This window comes from Acidovorax sp. GW101-3H11 (genome assembly GCF_001633105.1).
Taxonomy (GTDB): domain Bacteria; phylum Pseudomonadota; class Gammaproteobacteria; order Burkholderiales; family Burkholderiaceae_C; genus Acidovorax.
In genome coordinates this window covers 1-23065 of record NZ_LUKZ01000006.1, presented here as the reverse complement: position 1 = coordinate 23065, position 23065 = coordinate 1, and the positions used below count along the sequence as shown (strand labels likewise).

The window sequence follows — 23065 nt, the reverse complement described above, 5'->3', positions numbered from 1 at the left end:
ACGCGAGGCACGCGGGTCATAATTCCTGCCACATTCAATCCCACCATGATCGATCCCACCACGCACCCCTCACGCCTGCTCAAGATAGTGGCAGGTTTTGCGCGGTGGTCACTGGGGTTGCTGCTGGCCTTCTGGCTGCTGCTGGCCATCGCGTGGGGGGCCCTTCATGGCTGGATTGTGCCGCGAATCGGGGACTTTCGCCCACAGCTGGAAGCGCATGCCGCACGGGCTCTGGGGGTTCCCGTCCAGATCGGCGCCATCGCGGCCCGCACCGAGGGGCTGGTGCCGTCGATCGAACTGTCGGACGTGGCGCTGCTGGACGCCTCGGGCCGCTCGGCCCTGCACCTGCCCCGGGTGGTGGTGGCGCTGTCGCCCCGCTCGCTGCTCAAGGGCGGGTTCGAGCAGCTCTATGTGCAGGGGCCCGAGCTGGACGTGCGCCGCGCCACCGATGGCCGCATCTACGTGGCGGGGCTGGAGTTTGCCCAGAACCAGGGCGACAACAACGACGCGGCCGACTGGCTTTTTTCGCAGGGCGAAGTGTTCATCCAGGACGGCACCGTGCGCTGGACCGACGAGCAGCGCGGTGCCCCCGCACTGGCGCTGGAGAAGGTCAACCTGCTGCTGCGCAACGGCAACTGGCACCACCACATGCGTCTGGACGCCACCCCACCACCGGCCTGGGGCGACCGCTTCACGGTGGTGGGCCTGTTCCGCGCGCCGCTGCTGCGTGCTGGCGACGGCAACTGGAAACACTGGAACGGCCAGGTGTTTGCCGATTTCGCACGCGTCGATGTCTCGCAGCTGCGCCACCACGCCGACCTGGGCATTGAAGTAGCACAAGGCCGGGGCGCGCTGCGTGCCTGGGCCGATGTGCGCGGCGGGCAGATTGTGGGCGGCACCGCCGACCTGGCGCTGGCCGACGTGAACACCACCCTCAGCCCCGACCTGCAGGCGCTGGTGCTGCCTTCCGTTCAGGGGCGCCTGGGCGGGCGGCGGCTGAACGGCGGGTTCGAGTTCTCCACACAGGGCCTGCAGTTCCAGACCGACGACGGCCTGACCTGGCCCGGCGGCAACCTGCGGCTTATCCATACGGCGGCCACGGGCAAGGCCCCGGAGCAGGGCGAGTTCCGTGCCGACCGCCTGGACCTGGCTGCGCTGGCACAGATCGCCAGCCGCCTGCCTCTGGGGCCCACGGCCCACGATGCCGTGCGCACCTACACCCCCGAGGGCCTGGTCGATGAGATCCAGGCCACCTGGAAAGGCCCCCTGGATGCCCTGCAGCAATACCAGGTCAAGGGCCGCATCCAGGGCCTGGCGCTGGCTGGAGCCCCCGCCGGGGTGGTGCCCAAGCACCTGGGCTTGCGCGGCGCCACGGTGGACATCGACATGACCCAGGCTGGCGGCAAGGCCGCGCTCACCATGGCCTCCGGGGCGCTGGTGCTGCCGGGCGTGTTTGAAGACCCCCTGCTGCCGCTGGACCGGCTCAGCGCCGACCTGCGCTGGCAGATTGAAGGCAGCCGCATTGCCGTGCAGGCCAACGACGTGCAGTTTGCCAACGCCGATGCGCAGGGCGAGGCCCGCGCCACCTGGCACACCAGCGATGCCAGCAAGGCACCCCACAAATCGCGCTTCCCCGGGGTGCTGGACCTCACCGGAACGCTCAACCGCGCCGACGGCACACGCGTGCACCGCTACCTGCCCCTGTCCATCCCTGCCGAGTCGCGCCACTATGTGCGCGACGCCGTGGTGGCGGGCAGCGCCAGCAACGTGCAGTTCCGCGTCAAGGGCGATCTGCACGACCTGCCCTTCAACGACCCCAAGCTGGGCGAATTCCGCATCGCCGCGCGGGTCAAGGATGTGACCTACGCCTATGTGCCGCCCTCGCTGCAGCCTGCGGGCACCCTGCCCTGGCCCGCGCTCACGGAGCTGGGTGGCGAGCTGATCTTCGAGCGCTCATCGATGATGGTGCGCGGCGCCAGCGGCAGCTTTGCGGGCAGCAAGGGCCTGCGGCTGTCCAAGGTGGACGCCAAGATCCCCGACCTGGAACACACCGTGGTGGCCGTGAACGCCGACGCGCGTGGCCCGCTGGCCGAGCTGCTCACGCTCATGACCACCTCGCCCCTGGGGGGCATGACCGGCCACGCGCTCGACCAGGCCAGCGGCACCGGCAATGCCGACTTCCAGCTGCGCCTCTCCCTGCCCATCAGCGACATCAACAAATCCAAGGTGCAGGGCAGTGTCACGCTGGCGGGCAACGAGCTGCGCATCACCCCCGACACGCCCGCGCTGAGCCGCGTGCGGGGCGCCGTGCAGTTCAGCGAAACCGGGTTCTCGCTGAGCAATGTGCAGGCCCAGGCGCTGGGCGGCAATGTGCGGCTCGAAGGCGGCATGCGCGCACTGGCGCCCAACGCGCCCGCCACCGAATCGGCCGTGCAGCTGCGCGCCCAGGGCACGGCCACCGCCGAAGGCCTGCAGCAGACGCCACAGCTGGGCACGCTGGCGCAGCTGGCCCGCCGTGCCACCGGCAGCACGCCCTACACCCTGGCCCTGGCGTTCCGCCGGGGCGTGCCCGAACTGCAGGTCAGCACCACACTGCAGGGTCTGGCCCTGGCGCTGCCGCCCCCGCTGGGCAAACCCGCCGACAGCAGCCTGCCCCTGCGCTTCGAGACCCAGGTGGCGCGCGAATCCCTCACCGGCCTGGCCGCCAACAGCAATGGCAACAACGCCCCCCCGCTGCGCGACCAGATCACCCTGGACCTGGGCGCCCTGGGCGCGGCCACCTACCTGCGCGACCTGAGCGGCCCCCAACCCCGTGTGCTGCGCGGCGCCATTGGCCTGGGGCTGAGCGGCGGTGAATCTGCGCCAGTGCCTGTGCAAGGCGTGGCCGCCAACATCAGCCAGGGCAAGGTGGATGTGGACGCCTGGGAGGACGTGTTGACGCAGGCCACCACGGCCGAGCCCGCCGCCCGCGCGGCTCCGTCTACAACACCCACCGGACCCGCCGTAGCGCAGGACTACCTGCCCACCACCCTGGCACTGCGCGCGCGCGAGCTGACGCTGCAGGGCCGCACCCTGCACAACGTGGTGGCGGGTGCCCTGCGCGACGGCACGACCTGGCGCGCCAACCTGGACGCCACCGAACTCAATGGCTACCTGGAATACCGCCAGCCGGGCAGCACCGACCACCCCAACGGGCGCTTGTTTGCACGGCTCTCGCGTGTGAACATGCCACAAAGCGACGTGACCCAGGTCGAGGCGCTGCTGGACGAGCAGCCCGGCACCTTGCCCGCGCTCGACATCGTGGTGGACGACTTCGAGCTGCGCGGCAAACGCCTGGGCCGGGTCGAGATGGAGGCCCAGAACCGGGGCGGCGAGGGCGCCCAGCGCGAATGGCGCCTTGCCAAGTTCAACATCACCGCACCCGAGGCCAGCTTCACGGCCAGCGGCAACTGGGCCGTGCTCAATGCCGCAGGGCCCGCCCCGCGCGCGGCCGAGCGGCGCACGGTGCTCAATTTCAAGCTCGACATTCGTGACTCGGGCGACCTGCTGGGGCGCATGGGCATGGCCAATGTGGTGCGGCGCGGCAAGGGGCGCATGGAAGGGCAGGTGGCCTGGATCGGCGCGCCATTCAGCCCCGACTACCGCAGCATGACCGGGCAGATCAACCTCAACATCGAGTCCGGCCAGTTCCTCAAGGCCGACCCGGGCCTGGCCAAGCTCCTGGGCGTGCTGAGCCTGCAGTCGCTGCCGCGCCGCCTCACACTCGACTTCCGCGACGTGTTCAGCGAAGGTTTTGCCTTCGACTTCGTGCGCGGCGACCTGCGCATCGAACAGGGCGTGGCCACCACCAACAACCTGCAGATGAAGGGCGTGAACGCCGCCGTGCTGATGGAAGGCCACGCCAACATCGACCACGAAACCCAGGACCTGCGCGTGGTGGTGGTGCCCGAGATCAATGCCATGACAGCCTCGCTGGTGGCCACGGCCATCAACCCCGTGATCGGGCTGGGCAGCTTCCTGGCCCAGGTGTTCCTGCGCGGCCCGCTCATCGAGGCTGCCACGCAGGAGTTCCGCGTGGACGGCACCTGGGCCGATCCGCGCGTGGTGCGTGTGGCGCGCCGGGGCCGCGAGGCCAACCCCACCACCGACGCCCCGCCCCGCAGCAGCCCCCCCAAGACCGGAGAGCCCTCATGAAAGTAGCTGCCATTCAGATGGTGTCCGGCACCCAGCGCGACGACAACCTGCGCGCGGCGCGTGCACTGCTGGAAGAAGCCGCGTTGGGCGGCGCCGAGCTGGCCGTGCTGCCCGAATACTTCTGCGTGATGGGCCACAAGGACACCGACAAGCTCGCGCTGCGCGAGGCCGATGGCGACGGGGTGATCCAGCGCTTTCTGGCCGACACGGCGCGTGCGCTGAAGATGTGGATCGTGGGCGGCACCCTGCCGCTGCAGACCACCGCCCCCGACCGCGTGCGCAACACCACCCTGGTCTTCAGCCCCACCGGCGACTGCGTGGCACGCTACGACAAGATCCACCTGTTCCACTTCGACAACGGGCGCGAGCTGTACGACGAAGGCCGCGTGATCGAGGCGGGCAACACCCCGGTGCAGTTTGACCTGCAGGCACGCGACGGCCAGCGCTGGCGCGTGGGCCTGTCGGTGTGCTACGACCTGCGCTTTCCCGAGCTGTACCGCGCCCATGCCCGCGCGGGGGCCGACCTGCTGCTGGTGCCCAGCGCCTTCACCCACACCACGGGGCAGGCGCATTGGGAAGTGCTGCTGCGCGCCCGCGCCATCGAAAACCTGGCCTATGTGCTGGCCCCCGCCCAGGGCGGCGTGCACGAGAACGGGCGCCACACCTGGGGCCGCAGCATGCTGGTGGACCCCTGGGGCACCGTGCTGGCGCAGCAGGACCAGGGCCCCGGCACCGTGACCGGCGTGCTCGACGCCGAACGGCTGCGCGCCGTGCGCGCCCAGCTGCCCGCGCTCACGCACCGCGTGCTGCCGTGACCGAGCCCCGCGCCCCGCGCCCCCCCCGCACCCTGCTGCAGCGCTGGCGCGGCGCGTGGCGCCGCTGGTCGCTGTGGACGGCGCTGGTGCTGCTGGTGGTGTCGATGCTGGCCACCATGGTGTGGCTGGCGGGGCGCTACGAGGCCAGCCAGGTGCAGACGCGCCTGGAGCGCGACGCGGCCGATGCGGTGTCGGACATCCGCACCGCCCTCACACACAACCTGCAGAGCCTGCAGGCCCTGCCCGCCGATGCGCCGGGCCAGCTGGCCTGGGAGGTCGAAGCCTCGGAGCTTCTGCGCATCCGCCGCGAGCTGGTGCGCATCGAGTGGCGCGACGCCCACCTCAAGCTGCGCACCCACGTGCAGTCGCCCTACCGCCCCGTGGCCTGGGACATGCGGCTGCGCGACAGCAGCCAGTCCGACCTCACCATCGCCTGCACCAACGCCCGGCGCCTGGGCAGCCCCGCGTATTCCACCAGCTACTTCCAGCCACACGGCGACGGCCTGGGCTCCGAGATGATGGAGCTGTGTGTGCCCCTGACTGCTGGCGGGCGCACCACCGGCTTCCTGGTGGCCACCTACGGGCTGCAGGACATCCTGCTGAACCTGGTGGCGCACAACCTCACGCGCAGCCAGGAGGCCTCGTTCACCGAGCCCGACGGCACGCGCCTGGCCGTGATGGGCGCAGCCCGCCGGGGCTCGCGCATGTTCACCGCCCAGCACCTGCTGGACCTGCCCGGCGCCACCCTGGTGCTGCGCATGGACGGCTGGCACACGGCGCCCAGCGTGTTCCCCAACGTGCTCACGGCGCTGGTCACGGCCATGTCGATTGCGCTGGTCACGGTGATGGTGGTGCTGGTGCGCGACAACCGCCGCCGCCTGCGCGCCGAACGCGACCTGGCCGACGCGCTGGCGTTTCGCAAGGCCATGGAGGACTCGCTCGTCACCGGCCTGCGCGCGCGCGACCTGCAGGGCCGCATCACCTATGTGAACCCGGCCTTTTGCGAGATGGTGGGCTTCGCGCCGCAGGAGCTGCTGGGCCTGAGCATGTCGGCGCCGTACTGGCCACCCGAGCGCGTGGAGGAATACCAGCAGCGCCAGGCCATCCGCTTTGCGGGCACCATGCCGCCGCGCGAGGGCTTCGAGTCCGAATTCATGCGCAAGGACGGCACGCGCTTTCCGGTGCTCATCATCGAGGCGCCGCTGATCAACGCCCAGGGGCAGCACACCGGCTGGATGAGCGCCTTCCTGGACATCAGCGAGCAGCGCCGCGTCGAGGAACTCTCGCGCGCCTCGCAAGAGCGGCTGCAGGCCACCGCCCGTCTGGCCACGGTGGGCGAGATGGCCTCGCTGCTCAGCCACGAGCTGAACCAGCCGCTGGCCGCCATCTCCAGCTACGCCAACGGCTCGCTGAACCTGCTGGAGCAGCAGGCCACGCCCGCCCCGACATCCGCGTCTGTCCCCCCGGACACCAGCGCCGCCCCGCCCACCCCCGATGCGCTCGATGACGTGCGCATGGCCATGCGCCAGATTGCGCGCCAGGCCGAACGCGCGGGCCGCGTGATCAAGAGCGTGCACGACTTTGTGCGCCGCCGCGACCAGGCGCGCGAGGCGGTGCACGCGCAACAGCTGCTCGACGCCATCCTGCCCCTGGTGAGCCTGCAGGCGCGCAAACTGGGCGTGCGCGTGCACACCACCGTGGAGCCCGGCCTGCCCCCCACCCTGTGCGACCGCACCATGGTCGAGCAGGTGCTGCTGAACCTGGCGCGCAACGCCATGCAGGCCATGGACGACCCCGCCGTGCGCAGCCGCGTGCTCGACATCCGGGTGCGGCACGCGGCCTCCAGCCAGCACAGCGGCTGGGTCGAGTTCGTCGTGACCGACCAGGGCACCGGCATCCCGCCCGAGGTGGCCGCCAAACTCTTCACCCCCTTCTTCACCACCCGCCCCGAGGGCATGGGCCTGGGCCTGAGCATGTGCCGCACGGTGATCGAGCAGCACGGCGGTTTTCTCGGGTTCGCGCCGAATGAGCCCCGTGGTACGGTGTTCACTTTTACGCTGCCTGCGTCCCAACCTGATTCAAGACCCTGATGGAACCCATCACCAACGCCACCGTGTACATCGTGGACGACGATGCCAGCGTGCGCGAAGCCCTGGCCTGGCTGCTGCGCTCGCGCAGGCTGCCCAGCGAGTCCTACGACAGCGCCGAAGCCTTAGACGCCATGCTGCAAAGCCGCCCGGCCCAGCGCCAGCCTTGCTGCCTGCTGCTGGACGTGCGCATGCCCGGCATGAGCGGGCTGGCGCTGTTCGACCTGCTGGCCGCACGCGGCGACCTGACCACCATGCCGGTGATTTTTCTCACCGGCCATGCCGACGTGCCCACGGCGGTGGACACCGTCAAGCGCGGCGCGTTCGACTTCTGCGAAAAACCCTTCTCCGACAACGCGCTGGTGGACCGCATCGAACAGGCGCTGGCCCAGTCCACCGAACGCCTCAGCCAGTTGCGCGCGCGCAGTGGCCTGCAGGTGCGGCTGGCCGAGCTGACCGACCGCGAACGCGATGTGATGGACCTGGTGGTGGCAGGCCTGCCCAACAAGCTGATCGCCGACCAGCTCGACATCAGCGTGCGCACGGTGGAGGTGCACCGCTCGCGCGTGTTCGACAAGATGCAGGTCAAGTCGGCCGTGGAGCTGGCCAACCTGCTGCGCGGGGCGGGGTGACTTTCATCGGCCCTGGACTGCGGATTCAGAGCTTTTCAGGCCGTTTGCGCGCATCCAGTGGCGCTTTGTAGCTATAAATAAATGAGTTACTGGGGTGGCTGATCGGCATCGTCGCTCGGCAGCTCGCCCTTCTTGCGGCCCGAAAACATGGTCCACCAGACGATGGCCACCAGCAGCACCAGCGCCAGCAGCGCTTCAAGCAAAATCAGCCCCATGACCTTGAACCCCCTGCGCCTTGTTGTGACGGCGCTGATTGTAGGAACGCTGGCCGCCTGCTCCACGCCGCCCGCCCCAAGCCCCTCCCGCCCCGGGGCCATCCCGCCCCCGCCGCCCGCCAGCACCGTGGTGCTGCCCGGCGACACCGGCCCGCTGCCGCCGCCGCTGGCGCAGCCCAAAAGCCGCTGGGTGCCCGTGCGCTGGGCCGAGCTGCCGGGCTTTGGCGACGACGCCCTGCACGAAGCCTGGAACGCCTGGATCAAGAGCTGCGAGCGGCCCGTGCCGCCCTTCACCGCGCTGTGCAGCGACGTGCGCCAGCTCAGCATTGCCACCGCCGACGAACAGCGCGCCTGGCTCATCGCGCGCCTGCAGCCCTACCGCGTTGAAGCCACCGACGGCAATGCCGAGGGCCTGCTCACCGCCTACTACGAACCCATGATGGACGCCGCGCGCCAGCCCGGCAACGGCTTCACCGTGCCCGTCTACCGCCTGCCCGCCGGTTTTGGCACGCGCAAGCCCTGGTACACGCGCCAGCAGATCGAGACCCTGCCCGAAGCCCAGGCCGCGCTCGCGGGCCGCGCCATCGCCTGGCTGCGCGACCCGGTGGAATCCATGGTGCTGCACATCCAGGGCTCGGGCCGCCTGCGCATCACCGAGGCCGACGGCAGCACCACCACCGTGCGCGTGGCCTACGCGGGCACCAACGACCAGCCCTACCAGAGCATCGGCCGCTGGCTGCTGGACCAGGGCTACACCCGCGACGCCACCTGGCCCGGCATCCGCGCCTGGCTGGCGGCCAACCCCCAGCGCACCAACGAGCTGATGTGGACCAACCCGCGCTACGTGTTCTTCAAGGAGGAACCCCTGGTGGGCATGGACGCCAGCTTTGGCCCCAAGGGCGCGCAGGGCGTGCCGCTCACCCCCGGCCGCTCGATTGCGGTGGACCGCCAGAGCATCCCCTACGGCACGCCGGTGTGGCTGGCCTCCAGCGGCCCGCAGGTGCAGCTCAGCCGCATGGTGCTGGCGCAGGACACGGGCAGCGCCATCCTGGGCGCGGTGCGCGCCGACTACTTCACCGGCTGGGGCCCCGAGGCGGGCGACATTGCCGGGCGCCTCAAGCAGAACCTGCGGCTGTGGGCGCTGTGGCCCAAATAGGGCTCAAAATGCCCTTCTGCGCGCGACCATCATGCGCTGATAGCTATTGAATCAGGAGCATCCATGCGCGTGACCGAGCCCCAGCTGCGCACCCTGCTGCTGGCCCAGGCCATCGAGCAGGCCGACACCCGGCACACCCTGGTCAGCGCGGTGGAGCTGCAGGACGCCACGCGCAGCGCCGTGGCCGCTGCCCGGGCGCGCGGGCTGCCCCGCGTGGGGGTGGCCGAGGTGATGCTGGAGCGCGCCACCACCATCGCCAACCACGCCAGCGGCCGCGACAGCACCGTGGCCGCACTGCACGCCCCACATGCCCCACACGCTCCACATACCCAGCGGCCCGGCGCAGGCGGGCTGGGGCCCTGGGTGGCGCGTGGCCTGCCGCTGGCCGCGCTGCTGCTGGGCCTGGCCATCGACCGCATCAGCAACGCGCACCGGGTGGACCTGCTCTCGCCCCCGCTGCTCACCGTGCTGGCCTGGAACCTCGCCGTCTACCTGCTGATCGCCTGGCGCGCCATGCGACCGCCCCAGGCGCCCGGTGCCTGGCTGCAGCAGGCGCTGCGCCCCCTCCACCATCCCTTCGGCCGTGCCGAGCGGGGGCGCGGGCTGGCCGCGCGCATTGCGGCCGACTTTCACCAGCGCTGGTGGGCCCATGCGACCGACCTGCTGCAGCAGCGTGCCGCGCGGGTGCTGCACCTGTGCGCCGCCGCCTGGGGCGCGGGCATTGCGCTGTCGCTGCTGCTGCGCGGGCTGGTGGTGCGCTACCAGTTTGGCTGGGAGAGCACCTTTCTCGACGCCACGCAGGTGCACGCCATCGTCTCGGTGCTGTTTGCGCCGCTGACCCTGCTGCTGGGCCTGGCGCCCTTCACGCTGCAGGAGATCGCGGCCACGCAGAACTTTGCGGGCGAAAGTGGCGCGGCAGGCATGGGCGGTGCCGCTGGCAGCCGCTGGGTCGGCATGTACGTGGGCCTGCTGCTGCTGGCCGTGGTGCTGCCGCGCCTGGCCCTGGCCGCCTGGGCGCGCTGGCGCGAACACCGGTGGCAGGGCCACATCGACCCGCAAGGCCCCGCCTTCGACACGCTGCGCGCCAGCCTGCCGGGCGACCTGGTGATCGGCCTGCGCGGCCCGCAGGCACAAGCCCAGGTGCTGCTGGGCGCCCGCCTGCAGACCCCGGAAGGCGACCACCTGCGGTTTACCGACCACACCGGGCACACCGACCAGCCCGTGGATGCTGTGCTGGCCTGGACCACCGACCCCATCCCGCCCGCCTGGCAGGCCGCCCCCCGCATGGCGCTGCGCTGGGAAGACTTTGGCGCCAGCTGGGTGCTGGAGCCCACGCTGTTCGACCGGCTCAGCACTGCCTTGCCCGCCCAGCACCATGCCCTGGCCCGCCTGCGCGCCGCCTGGGTGGAACGCAACGAGCAGCGTTTTGGCCAGGCCCTGCAAGCGCTGGCGCAGCACCTGCGCGCCTGCGCCGCACTCACCCGCCTGCCGCCAGATGCCGCCGCTGCGCAGTACGCAGACCAGGTGCGCGTGCTGGACGCCACGCTGCGCGCCCTGCATGGCGAGCCCGCCGCGCCTGCCATGCCGTCGGCGCAGTTGGCCCCACCGCTGCCCGCGCCGCGCCGCATCGACGGCACAGCCCTGGCCCTGGGCACCTCGGCCGGGGCCGCTGCGGGCGCTGCCGCCGGTGCCAAGGCGGGCGCGCTGATCGACCTGGGCACGGGCGGCCTGACCCTGGGCGCAGGCACGGCCCTGGGCGCGCTGCTGGGCGGCACCACGGCCTGGGTGGTGCGATCGCTGCAAAAGAAGGACGCAGGGCGGCAGGACCTGCTGCAACACGCCGCCGAAGCGGCCTGCAGCCACTACCTCGCCGTCGCCCACCAGCAGCGCATGCCCCCGGACGCTGCCCACCCCTGGGCCGCGCGCTGGCACGCCGAGGTCACCGGCACGGTGGCCGCCCATGGCGCTGCGCTGACTGCCGCGCTGCAGGACGGCGCCGACCCTGCGGCCCTGGCGCCGCTGTTGCGCACGGTGCTGATGGGGATCCTGCTGCGCAGTGGTGCGGCAGAGGGGGCTGGCGCCGCCCCCGCAGGCCCACTGGTGGGTTGACTATTGGCTTTTTTGGCCGCTACCGCCTGTTGGTATTACCTTATTAGCTATCAAAACAGGAGCGATCTATACCCTTTACGGGCAGGTCATCCGGGCCGCCTCGGTCTCCACGCGGGGGGGCGCAGCCGCCGCCGCAAACGCCATGGCCGGGGGCACGGTCACGGTGCGCAGCCGGTCGCCGTCGATGCGGTATTCGTACTCGCGCGTCGAGCCCACCATCTCGGTGCGAAAACTGCTGCTGGCCATGGTGGCCGCATACACCTGGGGCCGCACCACCAGGTAGCGGTAGGTGGTGGTGGACACGCCGCTGGTGGTCTTGCAGACGGAGTCGAACTGGTCGTCCTTGAACTGCAACGTGCAGCGGCCCGAGCTGTCTTCGGCTTTTTCGCCATCGGGCGTGTGCAGCACGATCTTGGTGGCGCGCCAGCAGCCGAGCAGGGCGGGGTCGGCGGCGGCAGCGTGGATGGCAGGGGCCCCAAGGGCCAGGGCCCAGAGGGCAGAACGCAAATAGCTCGGCATGCGGAAAGGGCGGGCCCGCCAGGGGCACGCGGTCAGGCTGGGAAGGCCGCCATGGTAGGCGAAGCCGGGGAGGCACCCCACACGCAGGCGCCTATTCCACCGTCCACCGCGTCACGCGCGGCGGCGCATCGCCCACATGGAAGGCCAGCTTGCGGTCGCGCAGCGCCACGTCCGAGGCGGTCACGCGGTCGAACCGCCGCAGGTGCTCCGTCCACGACTCGTCCTCGATGCGCTCCACGTAGCGCGCGGGCTGGCTGATGTCGTGCAGCAGCTGCCAGCCCAGGGCGCCCTGGCGCAGGCGGCTGCGGCGGCTTTCCTGCATCACGGCGCGGAATTCGGCGGCGCGGGCGGGGTCGATGAAGTATTCGATGGTGACCACCAGGTGCCCCGATCCGGGCGGTGTGTCGGCCACGGGCGCCTTGAAGGCGCGCGAGGGGCTCAGGTCTTCCTCCATGCTGCGGTCGGCCACCAGGCGCTGCACCACCCACATGGCCACCACGCCGGTGGCGGCGGCAATGCCCAGGCTCACATGCACGTCGGTGACCGTGGCCACCTGGCCCCACACGGCGGCGCCCAGCGCGGTGGCGCCCATGATGGACATCTGGTAGATCGACATGCCACGCGCGCGCACCCAGTTGGGCAGCGCGAGCTGGGCCGACACCGACAGCGAGTTGGCCGTGGTGATCCACGCCATGCCCGCCACGAACATTGCGGGCACGGCCACGTACACATTGGGTGCCACGGCCATCACGCCTGTGGCGGCGGCCTGCAGCGCCGTGCCGCGGATCACCAGCACATCGCGCGCCATGGCCTGGCGCAGGCGCGGCAGAAACATCGCCGCCGTGATGGCGCCCGCGCCCATGCTGGCCAGCAGCAGCGTGAAGGTGCCCGCGCCGCCGCCTTCGAGCCCCTTGGCCAGCAGCGGCAGCAGGGCCAGCAGCGCGGTGGCGTGCAGAAAGAAGATGGAGATGCGCCACAGCACGGCCCGCATGCGCGGCGACTGGCGCACAAACTGCAGGCCCACGCGCATGGCGCTGGGCAGCTTTTCGCGGCCCAGCGGGCTGGGCGTGTGCACCCGCTTCCAGCGCATGATGGTGAAGCCCGAAATGATGGACAGCACGGCGTTGAGCACAAACACCCAGGCGCTGCCCGCGCTGGCGATGATGGCGCCCGCCAGCAGCGGGCCAATGATGCGCGAGGCGTTCATGGCCACGCCGTTGAGCGCCAGCGCGGCGGGCAGCTGCGGGCGGCTCACCAGCTCGGGCACGATGGCAGCAAACACCGGCCAGCGCATGGCCAGGCCAATGCCGTTGGCAAAGGTCAGCGCCAGCAGCAGCGGCGCCGTCATGCCTCCGGCCAGGATGGCCACACACAGCACCAGCGCCACGGCCGCCACCCAGAACTGTGTGGCGATGAAGTAGCGGCGCCGGTCCAGGATGTCGGCCAGCGCGCCGCTGGGCAAGCCGAGCAGGAACACCGGCAGCGTGGAAGCGGTCTGCACCAGCGCCACCAGCACGGGCGAGGTGGTGAGCGTGGTCATGAGCCAGGCGGCCGCCACGTCGTTCATCCACATGCAGGTGTTGGCCGCCACCCAGGTGAGCCAGAGCATGCGGAACACGGGCACCGACAAGGGCGCAAACGGTGAGAGCGAAGCCGCCTGGTTCAGCGCTGCGCTGTCCCCCAACTGGGCGGCGACGGACTCTTCCGTGCCATGCGCCAGATCCGCTCGGGCGGCACGGTCTGCAGCCGCATCGCTTTGCGGCGGGGCGCCCGGGCTCAGGTCCGGGGCATCAGGGGAGGGCGGGGGCGCAACGCTGCGCGTGCTTTCGTGGGACGGCAATGGCGGCATGTCTGCGCATTGTGCGACGGTTGGCGCGGCTGTGGTGGCTCAGCGCCAAATAGCCCACTGCGGGCCTGCGCCAAACATCGCGCCTTCTCCCGCGTTTTCACGCCTCGTTACGCTGCATCGGTCGGCGCAGCCGGGGCCTGGGTGCCCGCCTGTTTGGTTTGCCGCAGCAGCAGCCAGGCCATGAGCCCGAGAGCCACCACGCCCGCCAGCAGCACGCCCCACAGCACGGCGCTGCGCGTGGAGATGCCGCCGCTGGCCGCCGCAGCGGGCACCAGCGCGCCGTCTGCGGGTTGGCCGCCGGTGATGTCGGCACGGGCCACATCCGCCAGCGCCACGGGCAGGGTGTTCTCCTGCGCAGGCTGGTAGCCCGGCACCAGGCTGGCCAGGGGCAGGAAGGCGCTGGCCGCCGCCGTGGCCCCGGGCAACCCGGCCGCCAGCGTGAAGGGCCCCTGCCCGCTGGCCAGGAACACCAGCTGCGCGGGCTCGAACTGCAGCGCCAAAGCGGGCGCGGCGGCAAAACCGGGGGTCTTGGGGTCGGCTTCGATCTTGATCTCGCGCACCGAGGCGCCGCCCAGCTCCACGGGTCCGCTGGTCTGTTCCTTGCCGCCGGTTGCCATCTTGTAGACCACGGCACTGGCCAGCGGCGACCAGGGCTGCTCGCGGTGGTTGCGGCCCAGCACGCGCACCGGAAGCAGCACATTGCTGCCGGGCGGCGTGATGGCGAGCGCCGCAACCGGCGTGGCAAACGGCAGCGCCAACACCAGCTCGCGCGGGTTGTTGCCCAGTGGCGGCATCGCCATGCGGGCGCTGACGCGCTCGCGCGGGCCCATGCTGCGCGCGGTAGCCAGCGTGGCACCGCGCAGGGTCACGGCAGCGTCGCCCCAGGTCACGCGCAGGTAGTGGCTCTTGAGGTCGGCGCGCTGCAGGTCGATCTGCTCGTTGCCCAGGCGGCCTGGCGCAGTGGACACCGTGGGCGCCGCTGCCGCGTCGGCGCGGTAGAGCACGGTCTCGGCCAGTGGCTGCCAATGTTTGAGGTCCTTGCTGGCCTGCACCCGGAACGTCACGGGCTGGCCCGCAGGCAGATCCACGTCCAGGGCCATGCGGGCCACGGGCAACTGCACATTGCGCGCGTCGAGCAACGCGCCGCGCACGGCTTGTGTGGCAGTAGCACCTGCTGTGCCGGCCGTGTCGATCTGCACCACACGCTGGCCCTGGCGCTCCTCGATGCGCAGCGACAGGCCCTCCAGCCCGGCCGCGCCCGTGCTCGCGGCGCCCAGGATGGGATAGGCGGGCAAGGTCACCGATTCCTCGGGCGCGCTGGCCGCCGCCACACCGGCCAGGGCCATCGGCACGGGCTGGCCCGCGCCGTTGAAGAGGCGCACATCGGCATAGCCCGGGCTTTGCAGGCGCACCAGCACCTCGGCGGGCAGCACCACGCGCTGCAGCGGCGCATCGGCCGCAAGCGTAACGGGAATGCGGATGGTGTAGGCCGCAGGGCTGCTGGCATCCGCCGCCGCCTGGGCCACACCGGCGCACAGGGACAGGGCGGCTGCGGCCAGCCCCAGGGGCAGGTTCAGGGCGGCAGGCTTCTTCATGGCAGTGTTTCTGGTTGCGCTGGTGCCAGCGGTGGCGCGGCAGGCGCCGCAGGGGCGTCCGCCTTGGGAGGCGACTTGGGAGTTAACTTGGGCGGCAAAGGCGCAAAGTAGCCCACCACCAGCATCAGCACGCCCACGGCGATGAAGGCAATGATGCGTTCGGCCCCCCCCGCGTTGGACAGATCGATCAGCAGCAGCTTGACCACCACCACGCCCAGCAGGCCCGCGCCCACCAGCCACAGCGGCCGCTGCACGCGGCGGTGTGCCAGCACCATCAGGCTGAGCGCCAGCAGCGTCCACAGGATGGCATAGCCGGTCTGCACCACAAAGCTGTTGAACAGCGCCGAGGCATCCCAGCGCACGCCAAAGAAGTGGTGGGCCACGCGCAGCCACACGGTGTTGATCACGATGAACGCGAGCAGCGCCAAGGCCACCAGCGCATGGCGCCCGGTGACCCCGCCCGAGCGGGCCGGGGGCGGCAGCGCTGCGAGCAGCACGCGCCGCCAGAACACCAGGCTGCCCAGCGCCAGCGCGAGCGTGAGGTCGGTGGGGTTGAGCAGCGGGATGTAGGGCAGCGGCGCCGTGTGGCCCGACGAATGCACGGCGGCCAGCAGCGCGCCCCCGAACACCAGCACAGCCAGGGGCAACGCGGCCAGCCAGTAGTAGGCCTCGGCATGGGGGTTCAGCGGCCAGGGCAGCGCCGCGCGTGCCGCAGGCCGGTTGCCACGGCCGGCCCACAGCGCGAGCAGCATCAGCACCGCAATCGCGCTGACCAGCAGGACCACACCGGCCCACGAGGTGCGCCACAGCTCGGCCTTGCCGATGCCGGACCACAGGCAGTCGGCCAGCAGCAAGGTCACCAACCAGGCGGTGGCGGCGTGGAACCAGCCGAAGCGTGACGCGCCCTGAGCGGACAGGCCCTCAGTGCCTGTCGCCTGCAAGCGGTCGGTCTGCCACAGCATCCACCCGTGCAGCGCCAGCACGACGGGCCACACGGCCCAGGCGGGCGTGGTCAGCACACGGTGGCCGTCCACCACCTGCGCCACCCACCCCAGCGCCAGCACGCCGATGGTGGCGCGCGCGGGCCAAGTGGCCACGGCCCAGCGCGTGCGCAGGCCGAGCAGCATCGACAGGGCCGCACTGAGCACCACGGCCAGCATGCCCAGCAGTTCGGCAACGCGGCCCGAGAACACCGGCACGGGCCACTGGTTCACCTCAGTGGCGGGCACGCTGCGCGTGATCTCCAGCCACCAGGCCAGGCACCAGAAGACAAAGCCGTAGAGGTAGGCCGGGTTGGGCAGCAGCACCTCTACCCTGGCATAGCCCTGGGCCCAGGCCGAGCCGCTGTGGGGTTGGGGCTGGCGCAGCCACCAGGCCAGCAGCAGCGCGGGCAGCGCAATCAGCATCGCACCCAGGAAGGCCGGGTTGGCCAGCGGCAGGGGCGAGACCTGCAGGCCTCCGCTGTCCACGCCGCCCATGAACGCCAGCATGGCCACGACCTGCAGCGCCAGGCCAAAGGCACGCGGCATCCAGCGGGCCTGGCGCATGCCGACCCAGAAGGCGCCCGCGCCTTCAAGCGCCCACACCGCCGAGGTCCACTGCGCATCCAGCGCCAGCGGCACGGCCAGCGTGGCAAAACCCACGCCGATGGCGATAAAACACTCGGTGAGCAGGCGCCAGCTGGCTTGCGCGCGGCGTGCCAGCATGGTCGCGGTCAGCAGGTAGACCGCAGCAAAGGCCAGTGCCGAGAAGGCCGCGCCCAGCTCAAACGGCTGCACCAGCCCGGCCTGCAGCCCAAAGCCCACCAGCGGCGTTCCGAAGACCAGCATGCTGTCCACCGTCTTGCCCAGCTTCGTCGGCGTGTTGCGGGCATAGAGGATGGCGGTGGCGAGGTAGATCAGCACAAAACCCGCGAGGAAGGGCTGCGTGCTGGCGTAGTGATCGGGCACATATTTGAGCGCCCCCCAGGCCGTGGCCACACCAAAGGTGGCGACAAAACCCACCACGTTGAGCACGCGCCAGGAGCGCTGGTGGGCGATGAAAAGAATGGCCAGATTGAGCAACGTGTAGTAGCTGAACAGGCCCACGTGGCTGCCCTGGCCGGTGGACAGCAGGATGGGTGCCGCAAAGCCCCCGGCGAACGCCGCCACCGCGAGCGCCCGCGAATCCTGCAGCAGCGCCAGCGCACAACTGGCGGCGCAGACCGCGATCATCAGCCCGAAGGCCCAGAGCGGCGGCAGCAGCCCATAGAGCCGGAAGGCGGCAAACACGGTGAGGTACATCACCGCCACGCCGCCGCCCTGCAGGGCCAGCGCAAAACCGGGCTTGTCGGTGCGCTTGCGGAAACCCACCCCCAGCAGCGCAATGCCCACCGCTGCGACCGCGGCCAGGCGGAACTCGACCGGCAACAGCCCGGCCGACGCCGCGTAGCGCGCGAGGAAGGACAGGCCGATGAACAGAATCACCAGGCCCACGCGCACGATGGTGTTGCCGCCCAGGAGCCAGTTCTTGGCTGCGAGCAGGGCCAACTCGACGGGGTTGGGTGGGGCGGGCTGGGCAATCTTGCGGGGCTCAAAGGGCGCGGCAGGCGCATCCGTGCGGGCGGCTACCGGGGCCGCCGCCGGGGCCACCGACGGGACGCGCGGCAGGCCTTGGGGCGTGAGTTCGCCGGTCCAGAAAGCGTCGTCCGCATCCCGGGGGTTGTCGCTGGGGGTGGGTGATGGAGGGGGTGCGTGTGGCACTGGCCCTTGCGGCACGGGCGCGGGCGCCACAGACCGGTCTTCGGCAACCGGCGCTGCCTGGGGGGGCCGCGTGGGCTGGGCGGTGGCCTTGGTGGCGTGCGCCTGCAGCTCGGTGCGGATGGCCGAGCGGATCGCCCAGCGCAGCGACAGCCCGGCGAAAAAGCCCAGAATGCCGCCCACAAACGGCCCGAAGTCGCCGTAGCCGCCGAACCACGAGCCCAGCACCGCGCCCCAGAAAATGCCCCAGATGATCATGCCGCCCTCGCCCTCTTTTTTAGGCTCCGGTCGGCAGGCCCTGGGGCTGTGCGCGAAGGAAGCCGTCGTATTGGTAGACCCACCGGCAACCGCTCGCGCAGCCGCCTTGCGAACCAACACCCCGGTCAGGGACACGAGGTGCAGGGCCTTGCAGGCGCGTGGCGGAGAGGTTGCGTGCGGCAGCTTGGCAGCCCCGCTGTGGTTCCGCAGGCTTATACAGCAGACCCTGCGCAGGAACCACGCCCTAACGCCTTGTTACCTTGCTGCAGGGCGCCCAGCCACATCGCGCCCCTTGCCCCGGGCGGGGCTTGTGCTGCCCGGATTTGAGGCCAAAACAGGCCTCTGCGCCCGTCCATCAAGCCATAAAAGCTATCAAGTTTGTAGCAATTATCCTTTTGCCCGCGCCAGGTGCGTGAGTGGCAGCGCCCCACTGGCCTTCACCTCGCCCAGCGAGAAGCTGGTGTGCATGTCTTTCACATTGGGCAGGTTCAGCAGCACGTCGCGCGCAAACTGCGAGAAGCTGTCCAGGTCGCGCGCCACCACCTGCAGCTCGAAGGTGCCGGTGCCGCTGATGTAGTGGCAGGACACGACCTCGGGGATCTGGCGGATGGCTTCCTCCATCTTGCGCGTGAGGTTGCCGGTGCTGCGGTCGGCATCGAGCCGCACAAAGGCCAGCACACCGAGGCCAATCTTGTGCCGGTCGATCTCGGCGCGGTAACCCTTGATGAAACCTTGCTCCTCCAGCGCCCGCACGCGGCGCCAGCAGGGCGCGGCCGACAGGCCCACGCGCTGGGCCAGCTCGGCGTTCGTCAGGCGGGCGTCAGCCTGCAGCTCGTTGAGGATGGCGATATCGAATTTGTCGAGAGTGTTCACAAAATGGCGGCAAAGAGAAAGATTCTTTCTCAGAATAGCCTAAACACGGCACACAACGCAAAGACATATCAGCGGCGCAGACATACACTTACCTCCACATTGGAGCCGCTGCCCTAAACGGGCGGATGGCCCCTGCCCCACCGGCCCACAAGGCCCGGCCCCACAAAGCAGCCATTGGAGACATAGCCATGAATGCCCCGTTGCCCGAATCCGTCCGCAAGGCGCTGGAAACCGTCACGCTCGACGACAAATACTCCCTGGACCACGGCCGGGCCTTCATGAGCGGGGTGCAGGCCCTGGTGCGCCTGCCCATGCTGCAGCGCCAGCGCGACGCGGTGGCCGGGCTGAACACGGCGGGTTTCATCAGCGGCTACCGGGGCTCCCCGCTGGGCACGTATGACCAGGCACTGTGGGCCGCCAAGAAGCACCTGGCAGCCAACAACATCGTCTTCCAGCCCGGCGTGAATGAAGAGCTGGGCGCGACCGCCGTGTGGGGCACGCAGCAGCTCGACCTGTATCCGCAGAGCAAGAAGTTCGACGGCGTGTTCGGCATCTGGTACGGCAAGGGCCCGGGTGTGGACCGCTGCTCGGACGTGTTCAAGCACGCCAACATGGCGGGCACGGCCAAACACGGCGGCGTGATCGCGATTGCGGGCGACGACCACATCAGCAAGAGCAGCACGGCCGCCCACCAGAGCGACCACATCTTCAAGGCCTGCGGCACGCCGGTGTTCTTCCCCAGCAGCGTGCAAGAGATTCTGGACATGGGCCTGCACGCGTTTGCCATGAGCCGTTTTTCAGGCGTGTGGTCGGGCATGAAGACCATCCAGGAAGTGGTGGAGTCCTCCAGCAGCATCAACATTGACCCCGACCGCGTGAAGATCGTGATGCCCGAAGACTTCGTGATGCCGCCCGGCGGCCTGCACATCCGCTGGCCCGATGCGCCGCTGGAGCAGGAAGCGCGCCTCATGGACTACAAGTGGTACGCGGCCCTCGCGTACATCCGCGCCAACAAGCTCAACTACAACGTCATCGAAGGCAAAAACGACCGCTTCGGCATCATTGCCAGCGGCAAGGCCTACAACGACACGCGCCAGGCCCTGGTGGACCTGGGCCTGGACGACGACACCTGCCGCCAGCTCGGCATCCGCGTGCACAAGGTCAACGTGGTGTGGCCGCTGGAAGCGACCATCACGCGCGACTTTGCACAAGGGCTGCAAGAGATCCTGGTGGTGGAAGAAAAACGCCAGGTCATCGAATACCAGCTGAAAGAAGAGCTGTACAACTGGCGCGCCGACGTGCGTCCCAACGTGCTGGGCAAGTTCGACGAGCCCGAGGGCGATGCCACCGGCGGCGAATGGAGCATGCCCAACCCCAGCCAGAACTGGCTGCTGCGCGCCAAGGCCGACCTCACGCCCGCCATCATCGCCAAGGCGATTGCCAAGCGCCTGAAGAAGCTGGGCGTATCGAGCGACATCATCGCGCGCATGGATTCGCGCATTGCCGTCATCGAAGCCAGCGAGCGCGGCATGGCCGAGCTGAAGGTGGACACGGGTGAGCGCGCCCCGTGGTTCTGCAGCGGCTGCCCGCACAACACCAGCACCCGCGTGCCCGAAGGCTCGCGCGCCGTGGCCGGCATCGGCTGCCACTACATGGCCAACTGGATGCCCGACCGCAAGACCAGCACCTTCACGCAGATGGGCGGCGAGGGCGTGACCTGGGTGGGCCAAGCGCCGTTCACCACCGACGCACATGTGTTTGCCAACCTGGGCGACGGCACGTACTTCCACAGCGGGCTGCTGGCCATCCGCCAGAGCATTGCGGCGGGCACCAGCATCACCTACAAGGTGCTCTACAACGACGCCGTGGCCATGACCGGCGGCCAGACCGTGGGCGAGCGCCCTGAAGGCCACTCGGTGCTGCAGATCATGAACAGTCTGAAGTCCGAGGGCGTGGTCAAGCTCATCATCGTCACCGACGAGCCGCAGAAGTACGACGGCGTGGCGCTGGCCGCGGGCGTGACGGTGCACCACCGCGACGAACTCGACACGCTGCAGCGCCAGTTCCGCGAGATCAAGGGCTGCACGGTCATCATCTACGACCAGACCTGCGCCACCGAGAAGCGCCGCCGCCGCAAGCGCGGCACGCTGGCCACGCCGGACAAGACCGTGGTCATCAACGACCTGGTGTGCGAAGGTTGCGGTGATTGCTCGACCAAGTCCAATTGCCTGAGCGTGGAGCCGGTGGAGACGGAGTTCGGCCGCAAGCGCCGCATCAACCAGAGCACCTGCAACAAGGACTACTCCTGCGTCAACGGCTTCTGCCCGAGCTTCGTGACGGTGGAAGGCGGCAAGCTCAAGAAGCCCAAGAAGGAAAAAAAGGGCGACCTGTCGGCACTGCCTTCCATCCCTGAGCCGGTTTTGCCAGTGGCAGAAGCCGCCTGGGGCATCGTGGTCGGCGGCGTGGGCGGCACGGGCGTGATCACCATCGGTTCGCTGCTGGGCATGGCCGCACACCTGGACGGCAAGGGCGTGATCACGCAGGACGCCGGTGGCCTGGCCCAGAAGGGCGGCGCCACCTGGAGCCACATCCAGATCGCCAACCGCCCCGAGGCCATCTACACCACCAAGGTCGATACGGCCAAGGCGGACCTGGTGATCGGCTGCGATTCCATCGTGGCGGCCCACAAATACACGCTGACGGTGATGCAACCAGGCCGCACCTTTGTGGCGCTGAACACCCACAGCACGCCCACGGCGGCGTTTGTGACCAACCCGGACTGGCAGTTCCCGGGTGCCAACTGCGACAGCGCCATTGCTGCGGCCGTGGGCGCGGGCGGTGTGGGCAGCTTTGACGCCGAGCAGGTCGCCACGCAGCTGCTGGGCGACAGCATCTACACCAACCCGCTGATGCTGGGCTACGCCTGGCAAAAGGGCCGTGTGCCGCTCACGCTGGCGTCGCTGATGCGCGCCATGGAACTCAACGGCGTGCAGGTGGACAACAACAAGGCCGCGTTTGAATGGGGCCGCCGCTGCGCGCACGATCTGGCGTCGGTGCAGGCGCTGTTCCAGGCAGCGCAGGTGATCCAGTTTGTGAAGAAGCCCTCGCTGACCGAGATGATCGCCAAACGTGTCGAATTCCTCACTGGCTACCAAAACGCGGCCTACGCGGCCGAGTACCACGCGTTTGTCGAGAAGGTGAAGGCAACCGAATCGCGGCTGGACGTCGGCACCCGCCTGAGCGAAGCCGTGGCCCGCTACCTGTTCAAGCTCATGGCGTACAAGGACGAGTACGAAGTGGCGCGCCTGCACACCGACAAGGCCTTCACGGACAAGATCGTGAATATGTTCGAAGGCGACTACAAGCTGGTGCACCACCTGGCACCACCCATGACGGCCAAGAAGAACGACAAGGGCGAACTCGTCAAGCAGCCCTTCGGCCCCTGGATGCGCAGCGCTTTTGGCCTGCTGGCCAAGATGAAGGGCCTGCGCGGCACGGCGCTGGACGTGTTCGGCAAGACCGAGGAGCGCCGCATGGAGCGTGCGCTGATCGTGGAATACCGCGCCTGCATCGACGAACTGCTGGCCACGCTGAATGCGGACAACCTGGCCCTGGCCGTGGAGATCGCCCGCATCCCCGAAGAGATCCGGGGCTATGGCCACGTGAAGGAGCGCCACCTGAAAGCGGCACGCCCCAAATGGGACGGCCTGATGGCCCAGTGGCGCAGCGGCAAGGCGGCGCCCGGCCAGCGCCAGGCGGCTTGAAGTTCTGCGAACCAGCAGCACCTTGAACGAAAAGCCCGCGCTTGCGCGGGCTTTTTACTATCAAAATCATAGCTATCAGCGCTTAATGGATGCGCGTAGAAGCCGATTTTTGAGGCTCTCTTCCGTTTCGGGTGGAAAGCCACATTCCCCACCATAGCCATGGTCAGGCCCTTGCTTTTTGCAAAGGACTGCCCGGCAGGTGAGTGAGCTTTCCAGCGATCAGGAACGCCATGGCGATGAAGTGGTCGGTGGTGCCATAGC

Annotated in this window: 12 protein-coding genes; 7 read left to right on the top strand and 5 right to left on the bottom strand. The window is 69.6% G+C overall.

Translation table 11 applies throughout. From position 1 onward, the window contains the following. Positions 1-45: 45 nt before the first annotated feature. The 6 genes from A1D30_RS04820 to A1D30_RS04795 all read left to right on the top strand — a co-directional run bounded on the left by A1D30_RS04820 (position 46) and on the right by A1D30_RS04795 (position 11208). Positions 46-4194, top strand: coding sequence for a YhdP family protein (locus A1D30_RS04820; RefSeq protein ID WP_063459662.1), 4149 nt, complete (start codon positions 46-48; stop codon positions 4192-4194). Continuing rightward, entirely contained in the window at positions 4191-5009 is an 819-nt protein-coding gene (locus tag A1D30_RS26360; RefSeq protein WP_063459661.1) for a carbon-nitrogen hydrolase family protein, read from the top strand. The genes A1D30_RS04820 and A1D30_RS26360 overlap by 4 nt, the downstream gene beginning before the upstream one ends. Then, positions 5006-7099, top strand: a complete 2094-nt coding sequence (locus A1D30_RS04810) for an ATP-binding protein (protein ID WP_063459660.1) — start codon at positions 5006-5008, stop codon at positions 7097-7099. The genes A1D30_RS26360 and A1D30_RS04810 overlap by 4 nt, the downstream gene beginning before the upstream one ends. Then, complete coding sequence (locus A1D30_RS04805) at positions 7099-7728, top strand: response regulator (RefSeq protein ID WP_063459659.1); 630 nt, start codon at positions 7099-7101, stop codon at positions 7726-7728. The genes A1D30_RS04810 and A1D30_RS04805 overlap by 1 nt, the downstream gene beginning before the upstream one ends. A gap of 147 nt (positions 7729-7875) precedes the next feature. Then, a complete protein-coding gene (locus A1D30_RS04800; protein ID WP_082836322.1) occupies positions 7876-9099 on the top strand; it encodes an MltA domain-containing protein in 1224 nt (407 codons plus the stop codon). Positions 9100-9162: 63 nt separating this feature from the next. Further along, positions 9163-11208, top strand: coding sequence for a DUF2868 domain-containing protein (locus tag A1D30_RS04795; protein ID WP_063459657.1), 2046 nt, complete (start codon positions 9163-9165; stop codon positions 11206-11208). A gap of 75 nt (positions 11209-11283) precedes the next feature. Here the strand turns inward: A1D30_RS04795 and A1D30_RS04790 are convergent, their stop codons facing one another. From A1D30_RS04790 to A1D30_RS04770, 5 genes are all read right to left on the bottom strand, one after another. Next, the gene (locus tag A1D30_RS04790; RefSeq protein WP_242421789.1) at positions 11284-11715 is read right to left on the bottom strand and encodes a hypothetical protein; all 432 of its coding nucleotides are present in this window, start codon (positions 11713-11715) and stop codon (positions 11284-11286) included. Positions 11716-11818: 103 nt separating this feature from the next. After that, positions 11819-13576, bottom strand: a complete 1758-nt coding sequence (locus tag A1D30_RS04785) for an MFS transporter (RefSeq protein ID WP_063459655.1) — start codon at positions 13574-13576, stop codon at positions 11819-11821. Between the two features lie 107 nt (positions 13577-13683). Beyond that, positions 13684-15171, bottom strand: coding sequence for a DUF3999 domain-containing protein (locus tag A1D30_RS04780; protein ID WP_063459654.1), 1488 nt, complete (start codon positions 15169-15171; stop codon positions 13684-13686). Further along, a complete protein-coding gene (locus tag A1D30_RS04775; RefSeq protein WP_063459653.1) occupies positions 15168-18167 on the bottom strand; it encodes a DUF2339 domain-containing protein in 3000 nt (999 codons plus the stop codon). Before A1D30_RS04775 ends, A1D30_RS04780 begins: the two co-directional genes overlap by 4 nt. Before the next feature lie 387 nt (positions 18168-18554). After that, positions 18555-19040 carry an Lrp/AsnC family transcriptional regulator gene (locus tag A1D30_RS04770; protein ID WP_055400366.1) on the bottom strand — a complete coding sequence of 162 codons (486 nt, stop codon included), beginning with the start codon at positions 19038-19040 and terminating at the stop codon, positions 18555-18557. A gap of 188 nt (positions 19041-19228) precedes the next feature. On the opposite strand from A1D30_RS04770, the gene A1D30_RS04765 reads away from it, so the two are divergent. Further along, entirely contained in the window at positions 19229-22804 is a 3576-nt protein-coding gene (locus tag A1D30_RS04765; protein WP_063459652.1) for an indolepyruvate ferredoxin oxidoreductase family protein, read from the top strand. Positions 22805-23065: the final 261 nt, after the last annotated feature.